This window comes from Tolypothrix sp. PCC 7601 (genome assembly GCF_025677855.1).
Taxonomy (GTDB): Bacteria; Cyanobacteriota; Cyanobacteriia; order Cyanobacteriales; family Nostocaceae; genus Aulosira; species Aulosira diplosiphon.
In genome coordinates, this window is sequence record NZ_CP064879.1 from 766,955 (window position 1) to 790,890 (window position 23,936).

Annotated in this window: 18 protein-coding genes; 3 read left to right on the forward strand and 15 right to left on the reverse strand. The window is 40.2% G+C overall.

The genetic code is table 11. The annotated features are described in order from the left end of the window. The first annotated feature begins 356 nt into the window (after window positions 1–356). Window positions 357–488, forward strand: a complete 132-nt coding sequence (gene psbN, locus HG267_RS03110) for a photosystem II reaction center protein PsbN (protein ID WP_045874358.1) — start codon at window positions 357–359, stop codon at window positions 486–488. A 148-nt stretch (window positions 489–636) separates the two neighbouring features. Here the strand turns inward: psbN and ltrA are convergent, their stop codons facing one another. Together ltrA and HG267_RS03120 are read right to left on the reverse strand one after the other, a co-directional pair. Then, window positions 637–2,391 (reverse strand): group II intron reverse transcriptase/maturase, encoded by a 1,755-nt coding sequence (gene ltrA, locus HG267_RS03115; RefSeq protein ID WP_045868385.1) that lies wholly within the window; start codon window positions 2,389–2,391, stop codon window positions 637–639. A gap of 842 nt (window positions 2,392–3,233) precedes the next feature. Next, entirely contained in the window at window positions 3,234–6,455 is a 3,222-nt protein-coding gene (locus HG267_RS03120; protein ID WP_045874360.1) for an alpha-mannosidase, read from the reverse strand. A gap of 106 nt (window positions 6,456–6,561) precedes the next feature. Between HG267_RS03120 and HG267_RS03125 the strand changes: the two genes are divergently transcribed. Further along, window positions 6,562–8,217 carry a hypothetical protein gene (locus HG267_RS03125; protein ID WP_045874361.1) on the forward strand — a complete coding sequence of 552 codons (1,656 nt, stop codon included), beginning with the start codon at window positions 6,562–6,564 and terminating at the stop codon, window positions 8,215–8,217. Between the two features lie 32 nt (window positions 8,218–8,249). On the opposite strand, the gene HG267_RS03130 is transcribed toward HG267_RS03125, so the two are convergent. Next, a complete protein-coding gene (locus HG267_RS03130) occupies window positions 8,250–8,390 on the reverse strand; it encodes a hypothetical protein (protein WP_155539655.1) in 141 nt (46 codons plus the stop codon). Between the two features lie 204 nt (window positions 8,391–8,594). Between HG267_RS03130 and HG267_RS03135 the strand changes: the two genes are divergently transcribed. Continuing rightward, window positions 8,595–9,164, forward strand: coding sequence for a DUF3611 family protein (locus tag HG267_RS03135; protein WP_081584158.1), 570 nt, complete (start codon window positions 8,595–8,597; stop codon window positions 9,162–9,164). A 307-nt stretch (window positions 9,165–9,471) separates the two neighbouring features. Here HG267_RS03135 and HG267_RS03140 read toward each other — a convergent pair whose 3' ends face one another. The 12 genes from HG267_RS03140 to hpsB form a co-directional block, all read right to left on the reverse strand. Then, window positions 9,472–10,857 carry a PP2C family protein-serine/threonine phosphatase gene (locus tag HG267_RS03140; RefSeq protein WP_194007738.1) on the reverse strand — a complete coding sequence of 462 codons (1,386 nt, stop codon included), beginning with the start codon at window positions 10,855–10,857 and terminating at the stop codon, window positions 9,472–9,474. A gap of 1,218 nt (window positions 10,858–12,075) precedes the next feature. After that, entirely contained in the window at window positions 12,076–13,758 is a 1,683-nt protein-coding gene (gene ftsY, locus HG267_RS03145) for a signal recognition particle-docking protein FtsY (protein WP_045874364.1), read from the reverse strand. 148 nt (window positions 13,759–13,906) lie between these two features. Next, entirely contained in the window at window positions 13,907–14,536 is a 630-nt protein-coding gene (gene nusB / locus HG267_RS03150; RefSeq protein ID WP_045874365.1) for a transcription antitermination factor NusB, read from the reverse strand. 94 nt (window positions 14,537–14,630) lie between these two features. Continuing rightward, window positions 14,631–15,440, reverse strand: a complete 810-nt coding sequence (locus tag HG267_RS03155) for a DUF502 domain-containing protein (protein WP_045874366.1) — start codon at window positions 15,438–15,440, stop codon at window positions 14,631–14,633. Between the two features lie 470 nt (window positions 15,441–15,910). After that, window positions 15,911–16,786 carry a glycosyltransferase family 2 protein gene (locus HG267_RS03160; protein WP_045874367.1) on the reverse strand — a complete coding sequence of 292 codons (876 nt, stop codon included), beginning with the start codon at window positions 16,784–16,786 and terminating at the stop codon, window positions 15,911–15,913. A 454-nt stretch (window positions 16,787–17,240) separates the two neighbouring features. After that, complete coding sequence (locus tag HG267_RS03165) at window positions 17,241–18,083, reverse strand: HpsJ family protein (protein WP_045874368.1); 843 nt, start codon at window positions 18,081–18,083, stop codon at window positions 17,241–17,243. Window positions 18,084–18,435: 352 nt separating this feature from the next. Beyond that, complete coding sequence (locus HG267_RS03170) at window positions 18,436–19,086, reverse strand: TIGR04282 family arsenosugar biosynthesis glycosyltransferase (protein ID WP_045874369.1); 651 nt, start codon at window positions 19,084–19,086, stop codon at window positions 18,436–18,438. Window positions 19,087–19,122: 36 nt separating this feature from the next. Further along, window positions 19,123–19,731 carry a Tfp pilus assembly protein FimT/FimU gene (locus HG267_RS03175; RefSeq protein ID WP_071989487.1) on the reverse strand — a complete coding sequence of 203 codons (609 nt, stop codon included), beginning with the start codon at window positions 19,729–19,731 and terminating at the stop codon, window positions 19,123–19,125. 121 nt (window positions 19,732–19,852) lie between these two features. Then, window positions 19,853–20,806, reverse strand: coding sequence for a hormogonium polysaccharide biosynthesis glycosyltransferase HpsE (gene hpsE, locus HG267_RS03180; RefSeq protein ID WP_045874371.1), 954 nt, complete (start codon window positions 20,804–20,806; stop codon window positions 19,853–19,855). Window positions 20,807–20,932: 126 nt separating this feature from the next. After that, window positions 20,933–21,631, reverse strand: a complete 699-nt coding sequence (locus tag HG267_RS03185) for a Tfp pilus assembly protein FimT/FimU (protein ID WP_045874372.1) — start codon at window positions 21,629–21,631, stop codon at window positions 20,933–20,935. A gap of 133 nt (window positions 21,632–21,764) precedes the next feature. Continuing rightward, window positions 21,765–22,706 (reverse strand): hormogonium polysaccharide secretion pseudopilin HpsC, encoded by a 942-nt coding sequence (gene hpsC / locus HG267_RS03190; protein ID WP_045874373.1) that lies wholly within the window; start codon window positions 22,704–22,706, stop codon window positions 21,765–21,767. A gap of 519 nt (window positions 22,707–23,225) precedes the next feature. Then, window positions 23,226–23,912, reverse strand: a complete 687-nt coding sequence (hpsB, locus tag HG267_RS03195; RefSeq protein ID WP_045874374.1) for a hormogonium polysaccharide secretion pseudopilin HpsB — start codon at window positions 23,910–23,912, stop codon at window positions 23,226–23,228. Window positions 23,913–23,936: the final 24 nt, after the last annotated feature.

A 23,936-nucleotide genomic window follows, 5' to 3' on the forward strand; every position in this document is an offset into this window, starting at 1 on the left:
GTTTCACGAGGTTGCTTGCTTTAACAGGAAGTATCCAATTAAAGTATAGGCACCTTATTTAAGCCAGTTACTATAACTTTGAAAACCAAAGTAACGCACTGACTACCAAGCATAAATTCCGACGTGTCCCGCCGTACTTGTACTAATGAGTTTTTGTGTTTGGTTTCGTAAGCGACTCAATCGTAAGATTGGTTGACGCAGTATTTCAACTGTGAAACACATTTTGCGTTGCTTACTTATTCTTGATTACATTACAATAACATAATAAAGACTCTTTAAAACCTGCTTACATTTTTGAGCAGAACACTTAATTCACGGTCTTTTCAAGCAATTTTCTGATAACATATCACTTAATTATGGAACCATCTGTAGTTCTCATCATTTCTGTCGCCGCCGCTGTTATTGCCATCACCGGTTGGGGAATCTATATATCATTTGGGCCTCCTAGTAAAGAATTAGCAGACCCTTATGAAGACCATGAAGATTAAATCAAGGCTGAAGGGTAAAGGCTAAAGGCTGAAATTATATTAAACTCAGCAAGACTGTCACCAATCCTGCTGGTCTTCAAAACCGTACTTGAGACTTTCACCTCATACGGCTCCTCAATGACTTGACCCAAGTCGTGGGTACTTCTCACTACCACATCACATTTATTTCTGTATCGCTCTTAGGTTGATTATAAGAGTTGTCAGTGGCAGTTTTAACGTCGTGACAATGCCTATGTAATGCTTGCAGATTGTCGTATACATCCTTTCCACCTTGCGATTTAGGAATGATATGGTCAATCTCGATTAGGTCATCTTCTCTAAAGTACAATCCGCAATGAGAGCATTTCCCCTTTTGCTTTTTAAGTAGTATTGCTACTCTTTTAGGTACTAAGGGATTTTCGCCCTTTCTTGAACTCCAATATTTTAAGTTCCCATCGAACGGTGAGGCATCACCTTTTACTTTTACGTGTCTCACAATTTCTTTTTGTGAGTGTTTGAATAGCCTCATTGTGATTTCTCCGTTCTTTGTTGCTGCGAATACCCAGTTATCGCCACCTACTGTATGCCAATATTTCTTGGTTACCCATACATTAGACTTGTCAGGGTGACGACGTTTTCCCCAGCGTTTCAGCTTCTGATATATTAGATGACTTAGCTTTGAGAATATCTCTTTACTCACTGATGTTGAGTAATAGTTAACCCATCCCCTGATTACAGGGTTAAGTTTACTTATTAGTGTTTCTTGTGCAGCATTTTTGTGATTATCGATTATTCTTGCTATGTCATCGTAGTGTTTCTTTACTGATTTTACACTAGGCTTGATGAGTGTTTTATACCCTAACTTTTTACCGTTCGATAATTTTCCAGAGTCATTCTTTCCCACTTTGTATTGTTTCACATTGAAACCGAGGAAATTAAATCCTACTTCTTGCGAGGCGAATATCTCTGAGCTTTTGAAAGTCGAAACTATACGGGTTTTGTTAGGGTTTAATTCCAGTCCCATTTCTGCTAACCACGTTTTTACTATTTCTTTGAGTACTATTATTTGAGTTTTATTGGGGGCAAGAATCACAAAATCGTCTGCATATCTAATTAGGGATATACTGTTCTGATTCTTCACCTTTCCTCCTCTCTGGCTGGCTGCAAACTCCTTTACTAGCTTTTCTAGCCCATGTAAGGCAATATTGGCTAATAGTGGAGATATTACACCGCCTTGTGGCGTTCCCTCAGTAGTTTCTGAGAAATGACCATTGTCTAGTACTCCTGCTTTCAACCATGCTTTTATTTGCCTCCTCATGGTCGGGAATGTGTTAATTTTGGTCAATAGTTTTTCGTGGTTTATTTTATCGAAGCATTTTGAAATATCAGCATCTAATACCCATTTGTTTGAGTATCTGATACTATTAAATATTGCTTCTCTTGCATCATGGGCATTGCGTCCGGGTCTGAAACCGTAACTATTGGGCTCAAATTTTGCCTCCCATTCTGGTTCTAATGCCAGTTTGACAAGCGATTGAGTTGCTCTATCTTGCATTGTGGGTATTCCTAGTGGTCGTTTTTCAACGTTTCCGGGTTTTGGAATCCATACTCTACGAGTTGCTTTTACCTTATGGTTAAGCTTCATATTCATTACCAAAGTGAGTCTGGCTGATGGTTTAAGGGATTTTACACCGTCAATACCTGCTGCCTTCTTTCCTTGGTTATCTTGGGTGACTTTTCTTACTGCAAGAGCTTTTCCAGACCAAGACCTCATCAGGGTTTTTTGGAGTTTGCGGACTGCCTTAGTATCACCACGTTGAGAAGCTTGGTATATTCTTTTCTGAAGCTTGTATACGCTACGTTCTAACTTTCGCCAGGGTATCGTATTCCATTCCGCCGTAGTCTTTAAACTCGTATTAGACATATATACTTCCTAATCAGACCAATCCTTTCAAATCATTGTGAGTACGTCAGCATATTTCAATCATTACAATTAAACATTTGCTTCTTACTCAATCTCTCCACGTTATTACATCCGGTTAGCACCTACTCAGATACTCGACCATCTGAGAGTAAATAACGGGTTACTTCGTTCCGAATAACAATGCTATGTATCTTTAGAGTGACACTATTCACCGGGTTTATTGGGAGTGCATACTGGTCAAGGTAAAATTTGCCAGTCCTTTATCCTTTACCTTTTGGTTGTAGCGATTCAGCCTGATTGCGCTACTGTTTTATCACGATGATTCAGACGTGTCTTTAAGCCTTGGCTTTACTCATGGATACTTTGCTTGGTGATTACCACATTAGGCTTGCAGTATTTCCACCTTTTATCCCCGCTTTACCGATTGATGGCTAGTCTCTACAGTAGGGGATATGCTTTCACTCCAGCACTTGGAGGGTAGGTTTTGCACCTACATTGTTATTCAGTTATCAAAAGATTCTCATGAATCTTAAGCGGCTAATCCTCCTTAAGCCCTATTGGGATTGGTTTCTAGCCAACGAATCGCACCTTACCAATAAAGGGATGAAGCATGAAGGTTTAAAAAACGGGGGTATCCCAATGTGTAAAAGTATAATTTGTCATTGCGAGCGTAATGAAATGAAGCAAAGCAATCGCAAAGTCCATCTGCTGCGATTGCTTCATTCCGCTTCGCTCCATTCGCAATGACTAGTTTTAATTTGATAAATTTGCCAAATTGGGATGCTCCATAAAAACTCTTCATCCTCAATCCTTTATATATTGAAGGTTCAGAAAAATCAGGGTTAATTCCCTGGTTTCATTTTAAAACTAGCGATTTTCCAAGGCTGTATATTGAGGTTTTCCTGGCGAGATGAGAATTCTGTAGTTGTAGAACGCTCCAATAAATCTACACCATCTCCTAAAATTAAGCCAATATCACTTTGCAAAGATAACTTGGCTGCATCTCCGTGACATTCATAACAACGCACAATGAATTGCTGGGAATCGTCTTCAGCTTGCTTGAGTGTCATCAAGATTAAGTTATCAGCCGATAAATTCAGGAAACTCCTTGTAGTGGGAGTGCTGAGGAGCCAGTGCGTTGCGGAGGTTCCCTCCGTTGTAGCAACTGGCGTTGCTGAGTGCTGAGTTGTGAGTGGGTGAATAATTACTTGGAGTGGGATGTTCAACTCATAGCCACGTTTAACAGTATGGGCTGATTCCCAGCTACCAGTGTGAGGGTATAAAGCATAGGTAAATTCGTGAAAACCTTTGTCTGCTTGGGGATTCGGCCAGTTAGGGCTGCGTAATAGCGTCAGGCGTAATTGATTAGGTTGGCTGTCATAACCGTATTTACAATCATTCAGCAAACTGACACCGTAATAATTTGGGTTTGGTGAATTTTCTGCTGTCGCTTCCTCAGTTAAATCAGCCCAACGCAAAGCAGGGACTTCCCACTTAGCTTTTTCTGCGGGGGTTTTCGGTTTGGTTGTGCGGCGAATTGCGCCACAGGGAATTTCATAAGTAGCAAAGTCTGCTTCGAGGTTGAGAGGGAAAGCTGCTTTTACCAATACATGATTTTCTCGCCAATTTACAGTCGTGGCAATTTTGAGTAAGGGTTCTCCCACTGACAATATATAGTCTTGGCAAAATTCCGAGTTACCCAACTGGCGCACCACTCGTAAACGACTTTGCACCGCACCTTTTTCTAGCCACTCAATTGATTTGAGAGTAGTTGGCGGTAGGGGATGTTGGGCATAATTAGGGTCGATATTCCAAGCATCCCAATATTGGCCGCTATCTTGAAAACCTTGTAGTTGATTACCTGCACCACTTAAGACTTCCCGTTGGCAAGTTTTGTCAAACACACTAGCTAAATCTCCGGTGTTGGGGTTCACAGTAACTCGGAGAAATTCATTTTCCAGCACCCAGTCAGATGGAAGCTGCGGTGAGGAAGGAAGGGAGGAAGTAGGGACAAGCCAAAATAGACGATAACCAACAGATGGAATATCGCTGGCGAAAAATAGCAGAGTTGATGATTCAATAATTTGTGATGGCAGTTCCTTTCCAGAAACATCGTACACTTGCCATTGTTGGTTAGGTGTTGCCGTTGTGGGTAAGCTGACAGAAATAACCTCAGAACGTTGCCAATTCAAAGAATTGAATACAACCACAGGCAAACTATTGGGTTGTGGTGGTTGTGGTAGGGTAATGTGAGATGCGATCGCTAATAATGATCCTTGTAATATCTTCGTTCCTACTTCTTCCACTTGCTGCCATTGCGGTAGGGCATCAACATACACTTGAGTAATGGAAGAACCAGGCAAAATATCGTGAAACTGCTGAAATAATAGCTGCTTCCAAGCTGTTTCAATTTCTACTTTGGGATATTCCACACCACAGCTAATATTTGCCAAACTCGCAAACAATTCAGCTTGGTACAATAAGCCTTCACAACGCCGATTCCAACGTTTCTGATCCCCGTGGGTAGTGTAACAACCGCGATGGAATTCTAAGTAAAGTTCATCGTCCCAGACAGGGTGGTGGTTGTGACTTATAGTTTCTTTTATTTGCTGGAGATATTTTTCTGCGGTAGTAAATTCTAAATCTGGGAAAAAAGGCGAAGTTTGCCAGCGTTGGGCAGTTTCTAACATATCACGGGTAGGGCCGCCGCCATGATCGCCGACACCAGGGAGCCAAAGGGCATCTTTTAACCCAGTTTTAGTTTCCCACTCATAGGCATAATTTGCCATCTTCACGGGGTCGATACCTTCACCAATAGCTGCAGACATCAAACTAAATACTTCACTACCATCAGGCGATCGCCACCAAAAAACCCCATAATCAAATTTAGTAGTATCGTTCCACTGTAGCTTCTGGGTAACAAAATATTCCACCCCAGCGTTGACGAAAAACTGCGGTAAAGTTGCACAGAAACCAAAACTATCAGGAACCCAAACGATAGGCGACAGCTTACCGAATTTCTCTTCTATATAGCGTTGACCATACAATAGCTGACGGGCAATGGATTCACCAGCAATTAAATTTAAGTCTGGTTCCACCCACGTAGCACCAATAACTTCCCAACGTCCAGCCGCTACAGCTTGTTGAATTGCTTGAAATAAATCGGGGCGATGTTCTTCAATCCAAGCATAAAGTGCTGGTGTGGAATGGCAAAAAATTAACTCTGGAAAATCTGCTTGTAACTTTAGCGCTGATTCAAAAGTATGCTGTGCTGCATTCCAGGTTTCACTCACAGGCCATAGCCATGCTAAATCTAAATGAGCATGACCCAACAAATAGATTTTAGATTTTAGATTTTGGATTTTAGATTGAATAACATGATTACGAATAGACAAGAGACGTGTTTCCCACTCTTCCTTATCTTTCTCTGTGTTCTCTGCGCCTCGATGGTTCGTTATCTCTTCTACCAACTCCGCCAAAACCTCTAACTTTTCTGACGCAAACCGTTCCAAATAAAGCTGTACCACAGCCAACTCATTCGCGACAAAACCCGCATCCGGACGATTATAATCAGGAGATTCGTAAACAAGGAGCGATCGCACTAACGCACCATTATCATGTCCCGGACTCACCAGCCGCAAAGCCACAATAAATTCTTCACCTGGCGTTACCCCTTGACTCAACAGCACTCTCGGCGAACAATCAAATAAATCTCCCTCCAGTACTAACTTCCCATTTACATAAATCTCAGCAGCATCTGCCCACCAAAGCAATGCTAACCGCAAAGATAACCCAGCTAAGAGATAACCCTGTAAATCTTGGGGAATTACGAACTTTTGCGCTAACCACAAAACTTGCTTTCCGGTTGTCCAAGCAATATGGCCTTTAGCGTTTAGCTGCACGGGGTTCCATGTGGACAAATTTGATGCAGTAACCTCAGTAATATCACAGTCAGACTCCTGGTATAGCCAGGTAGACTGAAGATTTACTTGACAACAAGAGCGTAATTGCTCAATTGCCTCAGAGATTAATTTAGTATGAGATTCAGTTACTGGAGGGGTCATATTTTGGCTAAAATCAGGGCACTGACTATAATTAACAATTTCTCTTTTTTGGCTGTGCGGTGGGAGTCTCGTAACTCAATCAAGCTCTAACTAAAAAATTACTATCATGTCTTCCGGTTCCTCTGGTCGTTATCAAAGCAGAATTTTTAACTTCGTCCACCAGCAATCTCGGCGGTTGACAGAACAGTTGGAACACACCATTAGGTATGTACAAGTTGCCACAAAATGGGGTGTTGAGCTAATACTTTACCCGATATACCTGCTTTTGCAGCCAGATCAATCATCAGAGAGAACTCTGTCTAGTAAAGAACCGCCAACAAGACTACAGTTAGAAGCCGAAACTCCTCCACCTGCTGACACCCCCATTCAGAATGTACTAGAGACTGTCAAAAATTTGCCATTTACGGAAACTACAACCACACCCTCAAACAGTATATCTACACCTAAAAAACCCTTAGTTTTTTTAGAATCTTTGTGGTTGCAATTCTTACCCACCTCACCAAGCAATAACTCTAATCTTTCGCAATCATTGACTATTTTAGATAATCCAGCAGGCAGTCTCAACCCCTCACCGCAGTATCAAATGGTGCAGGGAATTGCAACAAATTTAGAAAATCGCAATTTATTACTCATTACTGCCGATAATGAATCTCTAGATATTTTAACCCCGCAACAGCAAGCAAAATTAGAAAATTTAATCATTAATGAAATTGCTAACTATTGGCGTACCTGGCGTTTATTAGAAACCAAAAAACAAGCTAATTTATTACCAGAAATTGAACGCTTATTAACCAAGCTGACTGGTGGTCAAACAGAAGAAATACCAGCTTTGGCTTCTAGCGATGTAATTGAAGATGTAGTAGCACCAGAAGCTTTACCAAATGCCCCAAAAGCGTTAGCATTTTTAGATAAAGTTGTTGCCAAATGGGAATCAAATATAGTAGTACCAATGCAACAACGTAGCCAAGAAATTATTCAAGTTGCTCAAACTCAATTTAATATATTTCTTTACGGTAAAGAACAACTAGCAGCTAGGGGACAATTAACAATCCCGGCTGATAGTTTAGAAACTCAAAACCCAAATATTCCCGATTTGATAGCGGCGGCTATAAATTACTTTTTTGGTATTGGTAGCGATAAAAAATTAGGTAATAAAGAAACGAGAAATCAACTCCCCGGCAAAAAATTACCCCATCTTCCTACTAAATCGCCTAAAAATCATCCAGTAGTAAATGATGTTTCTACATCAGACCCTTGGTTGACATGGGATGATTTATTTGGTGAGTCTGAAACTGATGTAGTAGAACCTTATAAAGCCTCTGCGGGAGCAAATCCTGCTTTACCCGCCAATCCATCAGCAATACCTACTATACCAAAAAATTTAGTTAAGAGTTATCAAAACTTTTTACAACAACCACAAAAAGATGCTGGGTTAGTACAACAGGAAAAACCTACCCGAAATCTTACTTCTACTCAGAAAAAATCTAGCAAAGTTACTGCTAGTAAACGAACTGCTGCTTCTATTTCTCAACCTAAAACTCAAACTAGCAGTGTTAGTCAAAAAAGCGAAATTTCTCAGCATCAGCAAACTACCCAAGTTGAAGCACAGCCAGATTGGATAGAAACTAAAGCCACCCTAATTGAATATGAAAAGCATATCTTAGAAAAAATTCTAGAATGGCTCGATACTATTATGCTTTGGTTAGAAGAAATAGCTTTAAATCTGATGAGTTTTTTAAAAGGTTTATTGCGAATTAAGTAGAGCAGTACATTAAAGATAACTGGTAAAGGCTGTCATTGATCATTAGTCATTACAGCTAAAGTATCTTGTCCCTCAAGAACTGCTTTTATCACTTCTTGTTGTGCAGGACGTAAGCTATCGTAGCCAAAGGTTTGTTGAGCAATCTGGTAAAGATTTTGCCGATGTTTAGCCATAGTTTATTGCTGCCACTTGTAGGGTTTCCGATCACTACTAACTGCGATTTTATTCCCCCAGATTTTGAGGTGTTTCTGTCTATGGATGGGGGTATGAAATAGCGAGGGAGAAATATTCTTAGTGATTGGAGGGATATATCTATCTGCTAAATCTCCCTACTCAGTCAACAGTCAGCACAATTTTTCAGAGAAATGGCAAGTAATATGCAAACCGAAACAGAAGCGCGATCGCTCGCACCAGCAGTTCAAGGAATCGCTAATACTCTTCGTCTTACAGGCTGGATTACCTTCTGGGTACAGTTGGGATTAGCTGTGGTTTCTGGCTTATCTTTGTTGTTTGCGGCGACAGGCCGAGGTTTTAGCGATCAACCAAATGCAGGCCTTGGGATGGGCATATTTTGGGCTGCAGCTGGAATTATTGTGTTATTATTCAGCATCTATTGGAATTTTCGTTACACACGCCTAGGTAAGCGTTTAGCAAATCCTAATCCGGCTCTACATCCCAGCAAAGCAGATACAGTGAGTGCAATTCGCCTGGGACTGATCGCCGCTTTAATCGGCATACTTTTAACTCTTTTGGGTGCTGGTGCAACTTTAGGCGTATTAGTGGCAAAATCTATCTCCCAACCTCCCGGAGTCGCCATCACCGACCCTTATAAAATTATCCGCGCCCTTGATGTCTTTGTAGCGGTAGCAAACATCAATGGCATTGCGGCTCACTTTGTTGGTACTGTTGCTTCGCTATGGCTATTAGAACGAGTGCATCAACACTAACTTAAAAACATGGGGCATTGGGCATTGGGCATCGGGCATGGGAAACACAGATTTTCATGCTTGGTTATGCCAAAATCTGGCGTAAATGCTTAACTTGAAAGACTAAAGTATATTCCCCTGCGGGGAAGCAAGCTACGCGTAGCGTCTCCGCAGGGGAAAAGTAAAGTATGAAATAAAACTATAAATATAAATAAAATTACGTATATTTATGCAAATTTGCTTCCTGCAATGCTTGCCAAGAATTACGCATTGGTATCTTCAATTTTGAATTTTGAATTTTGAATTTTGAATTCCCCCAAAGGGTTGACTATTCTATTTGTAAAACAACCAAAGTCATGTCATCAGTATTTTGTTTTTCATCACCGATGAATTGTTGAACTTGGTCAAACAAATAATCAACTATTTCTTCTGGCCCATCACAATACCGACAAGCAGCGCTGAAGGAAGCAACGAAGTTTTCTTCATCAAAGCGATCGCCTCCAGCGGCGGCGGCATCTGTTAAGCCATCTGTATAATAAATAATCGTATCTCCAGGTTCTAATTGTGCCTGGGCATCTTCATATTGGCTGTTGGCATCTAAACCAATCAGCATCCCCAAGGTATCTAACCGAGATACAGTTTTTGTGGCTGCGTGCCACCATAAAGGCGGATTATGTGCAGCATTACTATAAGATAAAATTCGGGTTTCGGGATTATATTCTGAATAAAATAGCGTCACGAAACGGTGCGAATTTTCTAAATCCGCATACATGACTCTATTTAAATTTTGCAAGATCCGCGATGGAGAATTACCGTGTAATACTTCTCCCCTCAGCATTCCTCGCATCATCGTCATAATTAGGCCTGCAGGGACTCCTTTCCCCATCACATCCCCAATTACTAAACCCCAAGAACCAGTTTCTAAACCACTTGTATGATTGGAATTAATTTGATTTTGATTGGTAGCAATAAAATCGTAGTAATCTCCACCCACACGATTAGCAGGTTTACAACGTGCAGCTAAGGCAGCACCAGGAATTGCAGGACATTGGCGTGGTAGCAATCGGCGTTGAATTTCTGCGCCAATTTCTAATTCTTGATCTAAACGTTCTTTCTTTCTTAGTTCTACTGCTAGTTCATCGTTTTCAATAGCCACAGCAGTTTGATCTGCAACTAGCCGGACTAACTTTTGTCTAGTTTCTGTCCAGCTATATTCAGGGTCACGGCTTAAAACATAAAGCCATCCCCTTTCTGTATGCTTCACTAAAATAGCAGTGCCAAATATTTGTACATCTGGCCCCAAATAACGATGCATCTGATCGTCTAACATTCCCGTGGCGGTTGCTAGTGGGGCACTATTTTGTAAAAGTGTAATTTGACTAGTTGCTGTTTCTAAAGCTTTACGAATATTCCGACGCTGACCACTGTCTTGCCAGTGTAATTGTTCTAATCTGACTTGACCATTTGGTTTGTAAAGAAATAGGGCGCTGCCATCCCCATCTGTAACTCTGGTTGCCATCAGCGGTATCAATTCCAAAAATTGATTTAAATTATTAAAACTTCTGAGGGCAAATCCTAAAGAACTTAACAAATCCTGAATTTTGTTCTGTTCCCGGTGCAGCCTTGCCACGAGTTCTTTCAATGCAACAACTGGAGTGACATCCGTTGTCGCACCATTATTACTATCAGTGGGTTGAGAGGGCAGTTGAGACACAATCACAGGTATTATTACATTTTAATAAAGGCAAACTTTTAGATTACTGAATCAATCCTTTGGTTTGAGCATTGCTAAACCATATTGGGGCAAGATTTGTCATTTTAGCAAGAGTAGAAAGACGTAAGCCATTAATTATATTAAGTATTGCATTTGCTGATTATATTTCTTATGAAAGAGAGTAATTATAACTAATGTGTTTTTCTTCATAAACTACAACGTTAAGCTCCGCAATTTCCGACAGACACTAGCAAAATTGTAATTTTTTCATAAGCTAATTACTTGGTAGTATGTCTGACAACAGAAAAATTCTTTTTGACGAAAATAATATATTACGTCGCCAGTGGGATTTTTAGGGGTGAGGGGTCTGAGGTCTGGGGGGTATGAGGGGCTATCTGGAGGTTAAGAACCATGAAAATGGCACCCATCCCCAATTTAAAAATATGTAAATAGATTGTGCTGAGAGGCACTACTAAAAGCAATATTCCTGGGCGAGCGCACACCTTTGAGAATATCAGCCCTCAAATTTTCAGACTAAAGGCTGAGACAGAATTTTGTATTTTTATAAACATATTTTACACCTTTAAATTTTGGACAGAGAATAATTGTGGACTTCATAAAAAGTAGAGACTGATAATACCCTTAAGAGTTTCTACCGATTGCTGACAACAATGTACTGTTGACTGAGCAATTATGCAAAGGGTTATGGGTACTTACTTTGCCTAAAAACGAGCCTAACTTTGCACAGAAATGCCCGAAACTTTCTGCTGGTGAGGGTTTAAGGATATCTCAATATTAAAATTTCAAAACCTCTACACCCTAATACCCTAAAACTTTTTTTCAAGCACCTGTAAAAGTCAGGAAAACTTGTCAGACTGTAATTAGGTTGGAAGCTAACCTAAAGGATAGACAGCCTGTCACCTCTTGAAAAGGTAACAGAGTTTTCTCTGCGGCAAGTGACTATCGTCATGCTACTAGTAACTTCATCGTGAGGAAGTTCAAAACGCAGCATTAGAGTAGAATTCTAGCAAAGGTTACACAAATGTGGGAAAAAACAATTTTTTCATATTTACGCAGTAGATCAGAATTTGTTCGGACTGAGAATTAATTCCTGAATATATAGGGGCACAAAATTTTGTGCCCCTACCTTTGTACTTCATGCATCTGAAATACGCTGTATGAGTTTCTCAAGAGAAATCCTAACTGACATATGATCAATCAGCCATCCAGGAGTGCTTCGACAAACTCGTAGCTAGAAAAGGGACGTAAGTCTTCAATACCTTCCCCAGCACCAATAAAGCGAATGGGTAAACCCAACTGCTGCACCACAGCCAGCGCCACGCCGCCTTTTGCAGTACCATCCAGTTTGGTTAACACCACACCACTAAGTTGGGCTGCTTGGGAGAAGACCTCAGCTTGCCGCAAGCCATTTTGACCTAAAGTAGAGTCAAGAACTAACAGTGATTCGACTTTGGCATTAGGGGCTTTTTTGTCGATAATGCGGCGAATTTTACTGAGTTCATCCATTAAATTCTTCTTATTTTGCAATCGCCCGGCGGTATCAACCAGCAGTAATTCAGTGTCCCTCGCTTGGGCAGAGGCGATCGCATCAAACACCACGGCGGCTGGATCTGTATTTTTCCCTGGGTTGGAAATCACTTCTACGCCGCTTCTGGTTCCCCAAACCTTTACCTGTTCTACAGCCGCAGCCCGGAAGGTATCAGCAGCACCAATTAAGCATTTATAACCAGATTTTTGGGCGAGGTGGGCAATTTTACCAATAGTCGTAGTTTTACCGGCACCATTCACACCTGTAATTAACCAAATATTTAAGGTGTCTTTTTCTGGCGCAAAGCTGGGTTTGTAGTTTTTCTGGACGGGATTATCTAACATATCCCGGATAATTTGCTTCAGATAAGCGATCGCTTGTTCTGGGGGTGTCACTTCTTCGCGTAATTTTTTCTGTAGCGCACTGATAATTAAATCTGTCGCTTCTACACCCACATCAGCTTGCAGGAGTAATGCTTCAATTTCCCCTACAGCTGCTTGGTTCAGAGGCCCTTGACCAACGATCGCCTTCAGTTGGTTTAAAATATTGCGTCGGGTTTTATCTAATCCTTGGCGTAACTTTTTCAGCCAGGTAATTTCTTCTAGGGAAATATCTTCTGCCCGTCTACCTTGAGCTGCTAAGATTTCTGCTGACCAGACAAAACCTTCATCAAATTCCAGTCCGGGAATTTCTGATGTTGTTTCGGAAGTGGGGGTTGTTGATGTTGTCGCCGCTGGCTGTACTATCTCCGGTTCTGGTACCTCAATCGCGCTGGCGATTAATCTTTCCTGCTTTGCTTGTCGTTCCGCCGCCGCCCGTTCTAAGAAGGATAAGTTTGCTGCTGGTTGTGCTGTTTCTGGGGTAGTAACAGATTCTTCGGTGGTTGTTGTTTCTACCGCACTCACTGTTAATTCTTCTGGACTAGCAACATCTGGCGTTGCAGCAATTTCTTCTATAGAAGTCTCTACAGTTTCTTGATCGTTACTAGATACTTCCTCAACAGTTTCTAAGGGTTGCGTAGTTTCTGCAACTGCCCCAGGTTCCTCAGTAATTGTCTCACTCGCAGTGGCATCTAATTCACCTGCTGCTGTTTCTGCAACTGCTGCTGGTGCAGTTTCAACTTCAGCCTCAGCAGCAGATGCAGTTTCAGCCTCTGGAGATTGCTGTTTTTGCTGAATATTTTTATAAGCGGCTTTCGCAAAAGCTAACAAATCTGCCGCTGTGTCTGGTGTAGTTGAAGTTTCTGCTGGTTCTGGTTGGGGTTCTAAAACAGCAGGGGTTTCTTCCTGCTGTTGTTGCGAGGGAACATCAGAGGAATCGTTATGTTGACGGCGGAACCAATTAAAAACCATTGCAGCTAGTGATATTAGTTGTAATTTCAGTAAGAGTTATAAGTTATGAGTGTAATTGAATTCCTGACATTTTCTTGGTGGGAAAACCGCCAAGAGTAATCACTACTCATATCTCACCCTTAACTCAAAACTTAACACTAATAAAACGCTATGCAGTCTTTTTCTGCTCCGTGAATCGGCGCAGTACGCCATTAATAAACCGATGACCATCGTCTCCACTGTAGCGTTTAGCTAATTCCACAGCTTCATTGATAGCTACACTATCAGGTAAGCCTAAAAACAGCATTTCTGCAACAGCAATTCTCAGAATATCTCGATCAATTTGAGCTAGGCGAGTTACTTGCCAATCTACAAGCGCAGTTGCAATATGTTCGTCGATGGTACTGCGTTCCTCGGTCACTGTCTTGACTATGTCGATAGCGTATCTGCTAACTTTCTTATCTTGGTTGGCGAGTTGAATCAGTTCGGGAAACTCTACGGCTGCACCCAATTGATTGATGGCGGTTTGGGTAGCTGCGATCGCTTCTTGTAACATTGTCCGCGCAGTATTCAAGTCTGATGCACGGGTTTGACTAGTTAAAATGCGATCATGACTGCGTTGTAGTTCACCTGCTGCATTATCCAAATTATCTTGGACTTCCGATCTCAGGGTACGTACTGCCGCTAATACTAACTTAGGCAGTTGTTCTTCTGTGAGTTTCTTCGGGTTAACAGGCAACTGACTGAGGCTTAACAGCGCTAGTTCACGCGCCAGCTGCTGCGGTTTACGGTCTTGCATATAAAGTAAGTTGGAGTTAGTTAAGACTGAATAAAAGTAGGGAGAACGGAATTAGGAGTCTATAGATTTTGCTATAGTCAGACAACCATATTATCTATTTGTTGGTAACTTTCTCCGAATGATGGGAATTTTCTGCCAAGGGAATCATTTGTGACTTGGTTTCTAGGGCTGTTACGTCCTCTTGAGAAATAGCTATCAGTGTATTAGGGGCAACAATGCCACCAGAAACCACTATTTTAAAAGCATCTTCTATGGACATGGACAGGGTTATCACCTCATCTTCCGGAACAACCGCATACCATCCGGTGGTGGGGTTGGGAGTAGTGGGGATAAATACACTCAACATCGGACGCGACATTTGAGCTTGAATCTCATTGCTGATGATACCCGTCACAAAAGCGATCGCCCATATTCCTCGCCGGGGATACTCTAGCAAAACTACACGCCGAAATTTGCCAGGAGAATCTTTGAGCAGCGTTTCCAAAAGCTGTTTCAGGGTTTTATATACCTGTCCCGCTAAAGGAATCGCTTGTAAAAGCTGTTCGCCAAAATCTAGTAACCACCGCCCCACAATATTGCGCGCCATCAAGCCAATTAACAGAATACTCAGCAGTGGTACAGCTAACCCAACTCCCAAATTCAGTATATTTACTAGTATAGGATGCAATCCCTCAAACGGGTTGAGTTGTTTGGGAATTTGGGTAAGAAAGTTAATGACCCAACTGGCAATGGTAATAGTTAGCCAGATGGTAGTTGCTAGGGGAATTACTACCAACAACCCAGCAATCAGGTCATTTTTTAAGTCCTGTTTGAGGCGATTAATTACCAAGTCCCGATTCTCCTTGCTTAGGCTAGTGGAACTTTTGCGATCGGTCTTGTGACCAACCGACTTATTCAAGCGCATAGATATAGCTTGAGGTACAAGCTACCACAAGCAAATCTGGCAACCCCTTTTAATTGCATAATAGATCGCTACGAAGTACTATCGCGGCTAGTTTAGCTGAGAAGATGTTACTTTTCTTTATCAGACTTGTAAATTATTATTACAAGTTTCTTAAGTTCTAATCAGACTAGCGCGCCTAATTAAATGCTGCTAATACCTTTGAAAGTATCAGCAGATAGTAGAAAAGATGTTTTTTCTGTTAAATATGTTTTGGACAGGCAAGAAAAAGTTTTCTAAAAAAATTATATAAAAAAATTTTAATTTATCATAACTGAGATTGGGGATTAGTGACTGGCGCACTCGAGGCCCCACCAGCGCCGGGAGTGAGGGTGAGGGAGATGAGGGAGATGAGGGAGATGAGGAAGATGAGGGAGACAAGTAACTTTTGACTCTTGACTCTTGACTCTTGACTCTTGACTCTCAACTCCAAATCACACCACATCAGCTGGTGTACTTGTTTGCGAAACAGATACTTTTGTCTCTAAACTAGGGACGGGCATATGCTTCATTTCCCAGACTTTCAGCAAAATTAGGTATTCGTAGAATGCCTGTAATGTACACCAAGCCAAGCCAGCACGTCCATCCAGACAACCGCCCAATAAAAAATACATATAAAAGAAGCGTACCAGTGGTCTAGCAGGTAATCGCAAAGATAAATCTTTTAAGGCGCGCCGTTTTTCTACCTCTGACTTACCAAACAACAAATCTCGCCATTTAACATCACCTTGTTCTAGTTGATGCAATGTCTCTATGGCTTCATCAGTAGAATAACGGTTATGCTTTTCAATCCAACGGCTCAAACCCTTGCTACAAGTATAGTGAGGATAAGTTTCTTTTAAAAAGCTGGTTGCACCATTACAAACTTCTCGTTCAGTATGTCCGTAGTCTGTAAACCACACTTTACCATGACGGAACAGACGTAGTTGATAACGCGGATATTGGGTGCTGTAGCGAATCCAACGATTCATAAACATCACACGTTCTGCAACGTAGTAACCAATGTAGTCTGGATTTTGTGTTGCTTGTTCGCATTCTGCAAACAGTTCCGGTGTCATGCGTTCATCAGCTTCTAGAATGTACACCCATTCATGCTTGGGCATAATAGACTCTAGCATCCAAGTACGCTGTCGCCCGTGGCTTTCAAAAGGGTGTTCAAAGACGCGAACTGGATAGCGATTGGCAATTTCTAAAGTGCGATCGCTGCTGCATGAATCCACAACAATAATGTCATCGGATAACATTGCTGATTCTATACAAGCAGCAATATCTAATTCTTCGTTATAAGTCAGTATATAAATAGAAAACATTCTCAACCTATAAAAAGATTTATACCCAATCAAGCTATATAGTAGTTAATTTCATCTCAGTCCCCATCAGTAGAAACCCAGAATCAATGCATGAAAATGCCTCTTTTCTCGTCTCTATTTCCGATAGTTTTAGAAAATAATGCAATAAATTACACATTTATTGGTACAACATGGCGTAAATAAGCCACCCATTCTGTAATTGCTAAAAGGCTTGTGCTATAACTATTATTTCTTTTGACTTTTGACTCCTGCGGAGTTCGCCAGTTGCTTTATGCCGGGGAACCCGTCCACCGCACTGGCTCACTTTTGACTTTTGCCTTGTTGTACTAGCCCCTTTTTATGGGAAAAGGGTAAAGGAATTTCCCCTTTCCCCTTTTCCCTTTAACCTTTTCCCTTCTTAAGACTGCTTATCAATACTGGGTTTTTCATTTTGAATCAGCAAATCTTGCATTGCTTAACGAGGTGCAGGAGTTTTGCGTCCGCTACTTTGGAAAGTTCCCATACCTTTTAATCCTGTCCAGCCGATGATGATGTAACCAAGGGACAACAGCAAACTACTAATACCCGTGCGGATTCCAGATTTCCAAGCATTGTCTCTAGCTTGTTTCTCGGCTTCTTCCTTACGCTGACGCACTTGGCTGAGTTGTTGATTGCGTAAAGCCTGAATATCTGTTTGTTCTTGAATAGCCTTATCAAGTACTTTTGGATCAGCCTTAGCTTTCTTGAGTAAATCTTTAACAGCTGGGGGAACTTGAGGACTTTCTAGCGCTTGCTTATATTTTTGCTCGTCTTTCAGTATTTCAGTTAACTGAGTTTTAGTTTGATTCCGTAGTTGTTCTAGCTGTGCTTTTCCTTGATCAGTATTCAGTTGTGCCTGCAATTGCGATAACCGATTATTAAGTTGATTTTCTGCCTGATCTGCATCTTGGTTAATTTGATTAACTGCTTGAGTCTTAGCTTGATTTACATTATTGAGATGCAGAGGAAAAATTAACAAAAACATTAAGCCTAAGATACTTGATAGTACGAAGGCAGGAAATCTCAAATCGAGACTTGGGGTGCGATCGCTATCACCATCAGTCTCTATCCAGTAAGCCGCAAACAGTATCCCAAAGCCTACCAATGGTACAATCCCCCGATCCACAAGAGCTGTAGCCAAATTAATTTGCCATGCGCGATCGGTGGGTTGGAAGGGTAACAACAGAATCGCAAAGTCTAGCAAAAAGGACAAAATTAGGACAATGCCCACCACCTTTAATGTCAGGGCAGTGTTCACGGTAGTAAAACGTTTCACCATAGTTTTTTAGTCTTTGAGTAAATCAGAGTGATTGTCCTATATAAAGTTACTGGAATATTGTTCCCATAACCGTACTTGTTATATGGCAACAAAAGGTCGATGTCACACAATTACATAATGTCGGTACTCGATGGACGAAAAGCCGAGTCCTACAATCAATTATCAATAGTTACTACTTTTGACCATTGACTAATCAACGCCAAATCTTACCCTTAATCGGAAATAAGCATAGAGATTTTGGGTCTCTTGCAATGAAACTACACCAAAGTAGCACTTGTCATCATAAGTGTCCTCAGAAGTTACCTAGTGTTTTGCAACACTTTTAGTAAATTTCTCTATATTTCTTCACTCATCACTGAGTTTTGTCAGCGACTTCTCTAGCAATAGTTTGTTCCCAAATTGGCAGATCCTCAGGACGGTCAACATCAACCAAGGTGGGTAAGTCCGCGCGTGATAAATTAAGCTGCTGGGCGATGTCTAAAGTTTGTGAGAATACTTGAGAAGTTCCCCAGTCGATATTAGCGAATAATTGCGGAATTGATTGACGTAACCCAATTAAGTAGTATCCACCGTCCATTGCAGGGCCTAGCACCATGTCAAAATTATCTAGTTGCTCAAACGCCATTGCTAGCAACTGAGAATTTACCCCAGGACAATCTATACCGATGATTATTATTTGTTGCTTACCAGATGCAACAGCATCCGCAAGCGATCGCATCATGCGATCGCCTAAATCACCTTCACCTTGAGGCTGGTAAACTAAATCAGACCCCAACCAATCTTGCATTAGTTGTAAATTACCGCCTGCAAACCGCACTTCAAAAGAAATAGCAAGTATCTTTTGCAATGCTTGAACTTGCAATATTGTATATTCAGTCATCTGCTTTTGCAGATTAGCAGCACCCAATTCCCCTAAAGCAGGTATCAACCTGGTTTTGGTCTTCCCCGCTTCTGGATAACGAGTAAATATAATTAGATGCTTGAGGCTATATAGTGATTGCAGAACAGAATACCTTACTTGTAATCAATAAAAATTATTTTAGTAGCAATACTTGCCACTTTGATTTGCTTTTAGGTGTTCTTTTCCAGTTCGCATTGCTCCTAAAACTGTAGAAACATAGATACAACGCTTTGTTTGGGAAGTATGCTGACTATGAAAAGTTATCTGTCCTAAGGTTCTGAGAGAAGTTTTGGTACACTCATCACCAATTACGTAAACAGGGCAACCTTGGTAGTTAAACATCACTTTCCACATTTGAGGGGAAGTTGTTTTTGCTAAAGTTGTCTCGTAATTACCTTTATTGTTTTTATCTTTGAAAATCTGAATATTTGGGTGAAGACTATACCACAGATTATCGTTGTTTTTAACAGTATCAGGAATAAATTTGCTAGTTTCTGCTGGATGAACAGTCCATTGCACGATACCATTTTTTTCGCGCAAGCTAACTTGCCAAGTCAGTTTATGGTTGATCGCTTGGCTTTGCGCTTGGCGTAAAGCTTGATGAACTTCCTCTTGAGCATTATTAAGACGACGAACTTCTACAAAACCTAGCCAACTTGGTATTGTAATAGCCGCTAATATACCAACTACTAAAATCACAACTAACATCTCTAGTAAAGTGAAGCCACTACTAGAAGGATTTTTCAAAAAAAAATTGAGATTAACTAAGCTTAGGAAATTCACGAAAATATTTTGAACAACTTTAAGAAACTGATGTGTTAGTCATTACATTAACCAATGTCTACTTTGGAGTTGTAAACATCAATGACTATCTATCAAGATATCCATGTTGCCAAAGATAAAAAGGACTGAGAAAACTACTCATAAAGAGTTGCATTTCACAAGATGCAACTAATTCATTTTTAACTTGTGAACGATATTTCAGTAGGTGCAAAATTATTTTACGTAAATCGTTGATGAGGTAAGCGAAAAATGCTATTGGTTTAGCGCAAGGTTTTACACCTAACATTCTAGTGACATGACGGCTAAGTCCGATTCCTTTAAAAAAGGGTATTAAATAATCTTTTTGTAAGCGCCAACTTGGTATTTCATGAAAAATTTTCATGTTGGGATTATACCAAATTTCCCACCCAGATTCTTGGAGATAAGATAACATTTCCAAGTCTTCGCTGGTGAGCATATTCCCTTTGACTCTACCAGTTAAAATAACCTTATTTGGTACACTCTCTAACCAAGCTTGTCTACGCACAACAAGTCCAGCCGAAGGAGGTAATAATTTATTAGCTGCTTTATAAAGCAAAGGTATATCACCACGCTTTGTAATTGCCAAAAAAGGCTCAATTCGCTGAAAATTTTCTGGTGGTTCAACTTCCCATTGAGCATGAATTTGACTAGCATAAGCTCCAGCTTTAGGATGGTTTTTTCCAAAATTATAAGCTGCTGCTACCCAGTTTGGTTCTGGATAATTATCATCATCTAAGAAACCAATTAATTCGCCTTTAGCCTCTTGCACTGCTCGCTTTCTAGCGTATGCTGCTCCTTGTCTAGCTTCAAAACAATATTTTAGAGGGTAAGGACATTGCCAATTTTCTTGATAGCTTTGAATAACTTCTGCTGTGTTATCAGTGCTGTTGTTGTCTACAACAATAATTTCCCAAGAAAAATTTTCAGTATCAAGTTGATTTTGCAACTTTTCCAGTAATTTAGGCAATCTACTTGCACCGTTAAAAGTTGGGATAGCAACAGTAAATTCAATATTCATAGCTTTCTACTGATTATCAAAACCTACCTTATAAATCAATTGTTAACTAGGGGTACTGTTTTGATGTTCAGTTTATATACTGAATTATTTAACAATTTATGTTAAACCCTCTGAATTTGCCAATTTTTAATTACATTCAGTATCTTTTCCGGTTTTGATAGAACCTAATAAAGTTTTGACAATCACACAGCGCTTAACACCTGTAGGCTCAGTAGGACTACCTGGTTTTGCTAAACTTATGGCTATAATTAAGCCTTTATCGCCAATTTTCTCGTTTTGTACAGATGTTAAACTGTTAGTGTTTGTTTTCACTAGAAGATCTAAAGCACCTGTGTAGTCAAAGGTGATTGTTTTTGCGGTAGTAGAGGCATATGATACGGTGCTACTGCTAGTAGTGGTGTTTGTATCAGTCAGGTTTGTTCCTAATACTATTAACCCTGATTGAATTCCTAAACCTTCACCTAAAACGCGCCAATAACCATCAGCAACATCTTTTGTAGGATAGATAGCAATTTTGGGAATATTATTGTCAGTTATAAAGCTGACGTTATAACTAATTTTTCGCCTTTTCGCTTCTCTCTGAGCTTCTTGAATTGCTGATACAATCACATCATTAGCTTTATTTATCTTTTGTCTGTTACTAAAACTCAGCCAACTAGGAGCTGCGATCGCAGATAATATTCCAATCATCACTACTACGACTACAACCTCCACTAGACTAAACCCAGAAATTTCTGAGGGAATAGCGGGAGAGTCTTTTAGTTTTTGAAAGAGCCATCTAAGTTGATAGTTATGTACTTTTTCTTTTAACGCTAAACTATACATAGCAGGCTGACCTCAGTGAGTTTAATAGATGTAGTGTAGACTCCAAGTATATGAGTGAAAATTGCTAATTGCCTAACTATCTATCATTAACTAATAGCTATTAGCATTAGTAGAAATTAATCATCATGACTTATTATTTGGTGAATACGAATCCTAGTCCTTGTACTCTGGCGCTAGCTTTTGGAAAATAAATTTTTCTGCTTTCACTACTTTGATCAAAATTCAAATTCGTATTTTGAGCACGAGCAAGAGCATTACCACGTAAATAGATGTCTGCTACAGTTTTACTAGAGTCTACACATACGTAAAAGCCACGGGTTTTAACATTACCTGTAGCAACACCATCTCCACTACCGGAGAATTGTGGAACCATTTGACCAGTAGAGCAAGAAGGCGCTGGGTTAGCTGTAGTATCTATGATAGTTTGATCAATATAATCAACGAGAGCCAAAACTTGTTGATCATAGCTTTCGTCACTTTTTTTCCATTGATTCATTTTGGTTTTCAGGTCTCCTTCACCGTCCAAACTAAACATATTAAAACCAGCATCCCTAGTGCTGCTTATATCTGTATCAGTTTGACCATAACCATTACTAATTTGAAATCGACCAATTCGAGCAGCATTAGACCATGTAGAATCATTATCTTTAATTACATAATAAGCCACTAAAGAGTAGACAAAAGTATCATTAGCACCACCTTCAACAGCTAGTCCACCTGAAATATATTGTCGCTTCCAAAAGACAAGCACAGGAAAATATTTATCTTTTTGATCATATTTAGGTAATTGGTTTCTAATCGCAGCTATACCATCAGCATCATAGATATAAACTGCTTGTTGCATATCTCTGTTAATGTAGTCAAGTGCTGATCTTATTTCTTGTTCGGTAGTTGCCTTTGCTTGTTCTTTACGATCATTCTCAAGAATACTGATCATAAATCCCAACAAAGGCGTAATGATTATGGCAGCTAAAATTAGACCAACAAGTAGCTCAATTAAGGTAAATCCATTGACTTTTTGTTTTAATCCAATTTTTTTTATATAATTACTCAAAAAATATTTATAAAAACTCATAATGCTATGTTTTCTCCCTAAAATTGCAGGTATTTAGCATTGAGATTGATGAATCAACTCAGTCTATTTTAGAAACGGAAGCTTACTAAAAAATTTGATTTGCTTAGATCTGAATTTATCAAATGTATACTAAGGATAAAAAAGGTATGGTTTCCAGAGATGATTGATAAAGTAAAAATAAATTGCTATAGGGGAGCCAGTCGCGTAGGTGAGTTTCCTGGCTTGAGCAAACTGGCATTGTTTAGCCACATATCTATTTTCGATATGATTTGTGACTAAAAAACAACCCTAACGCCTATGCATTGCCACATAATATGGCGCTTTACGACTCAATTTTATAGTCTCTAAATCTCAATTTTTTCATGGACGTAAAACACCTACTTAAGATTTACTTTATAAATCCTCTTTCAATGTATAGCTAGTTTATGGCTAGCGATTCACACCAAGTTTTGGTACAACCAAGCATGAAAATCTGTCTTTCCCATATCTCATAACCCTATGCCCATTTTCAAGTTAGAACTAAGAACATGTAGATTGCGGATTAGTTTGTTGTAAACGCTGGCAAAAATCACTAAATGTTACTCCTTTTGTAATTTCTGTTGTCATTTCTACTAATGGCGTTTTGCGATCGCCTAATCCCCCAGTAAAAGTTGCTTGTTTATTAGGTGCTTTTTTCAAGTCCCCGCCGTCGCTACTAAAACCATTTGCTCGGTAAACACGTATTCCTAACTGGTAGCCCTTCGCAGGATCAGTAATATTAGTAGTAGAACCGCCAGTAGTCTCAGTAGCACTATTCAACCGAATCGCCTGAATTACAAAATTGTTGGCATTAGTAGTAGTACAAGCATTACCATCAACCGAAACGCAGTATAAATTATTTGCAGGTGAAGAACAGTAACCACTACCAGCACCACAGGTTAAACTCCCCACTGTAGGAGCAGCATAGTTTGCGATAGTTGTGCTATCTGTAATTGGAGAATCTGGAGTAGTAATTACTCCAGATCGGACACCATCAATGTAGCTTTTGGCAGCGTCAGTTGCAGACTCAATCCGCTTTGCTTGTACTCTGGTTGCTACAGATAAGATAATCACAGGCGCGATCGCTGCCATTAAAATAGAAACAACTACCATAGCCACCAAAGACTCAATGATGGTAAACCCTGATTGATTAGAAGTAGATACTTGTTGCTGTTTGTAATGAATCATAATTCAGCAATTGAGGTAGGTTAT

Coding starts and splice junctions, on each gene's coding strand:
- hpsE (WP_045874371.1), bottom strand. CDS start 20,806: ATGAATATTGAATTTACTGTTGCTATCCCAACTTTTAACGGTGCAAGT.
- hpsC (WP_045874373.1), bottom strand. CDS start 22,706: ATGAGTTTTTATAAATATTTTTTGAGTAATTATATAAAAAAAATTGGA.
- psbN (WP_045874358.1), top strand. CDS start 357: ATGGAACCATCTGTAGTTCTCATCATTTCTGTCGCCGCCGCTGTTATT.
- HG267_RS03185 (WP_045874372.1), bottom strand. CDS start 21,631: ATGTATAGTTTAGCGTTAAAAGAAAAAGTACATAACTATCAACTTAGA.
- nusB (WP_045874365.1), bottom strand. CDS start 14,536: ATGCAAGACCGTAAACCGCAGCAGCTGGCGCGTGAACTAGCGCTGTTA.
- HG267_RS03135 (WP_081584158.1), top strand. CDS start 8,595: ATGCAAACCGAAACAGAAGCGCGATCGCTCGCACCAGCAGTTCAAGGA.
- HG267_RS03155 (WP_045874366.1), bottom strand. CDS start 15,440: ATGCGCTTGAATAAGTCGGTTGGTCACAAGACCGATCGCAAAAGTTCC.
- ltrA (WP_045868385.1), bottom strand. CDS start 2,391: ATGTCTAATACGAGTTTAAAGACTACGGCGGAATGGAATACGATACCC.
- HG267_RS03165 (WP_045874368.1), bottom strand. CDS start 18,083: ATGGTGAAACGTTTTACTACCGTGAACACTGCCCTGACATTAAAGGTG.
- HG267_RS03125 (WP_045874361.1), top strand. CDS start 6,562: ATGTCTTCCGGTTCCTCTGGTCGTTATCAAAGCAGAATTTTTAACTTC.
- hpsB (WP_045874374.1), bottom strand. CDS start 23,912: ATGATTCATTACAAACAGCAACAAGTATCTACTTCTAATCAATCAGGG.
- HG267_RS03130 (WP_155539655.1), bottom strand. CDS start 8,390: ATGGCTAAACATCGGCAAAATCTTTACCAGATTGCTCAACAAACCTTT.
- ftsY (WP_045874364.1), bottom strand. CDS start 13,758: ATGGTTTTTAATTGGTTCCGCCGTCAACATAACGATTCCTCTGATGTT.
- HG267_RS03160 (WP_045874367.1), bottom strand. CDS start 16,786: ATGTTTTCTATTTATATACTGACTTATAACGAAGAATTAGATATTGCT.
- HG267_RS03120 (WP_045874360.1), bottom strand. CDS start 6,455: ATGACCCCTCCAGTAACTGAATCTCATACTAAATTAATCTCTGAGGCA.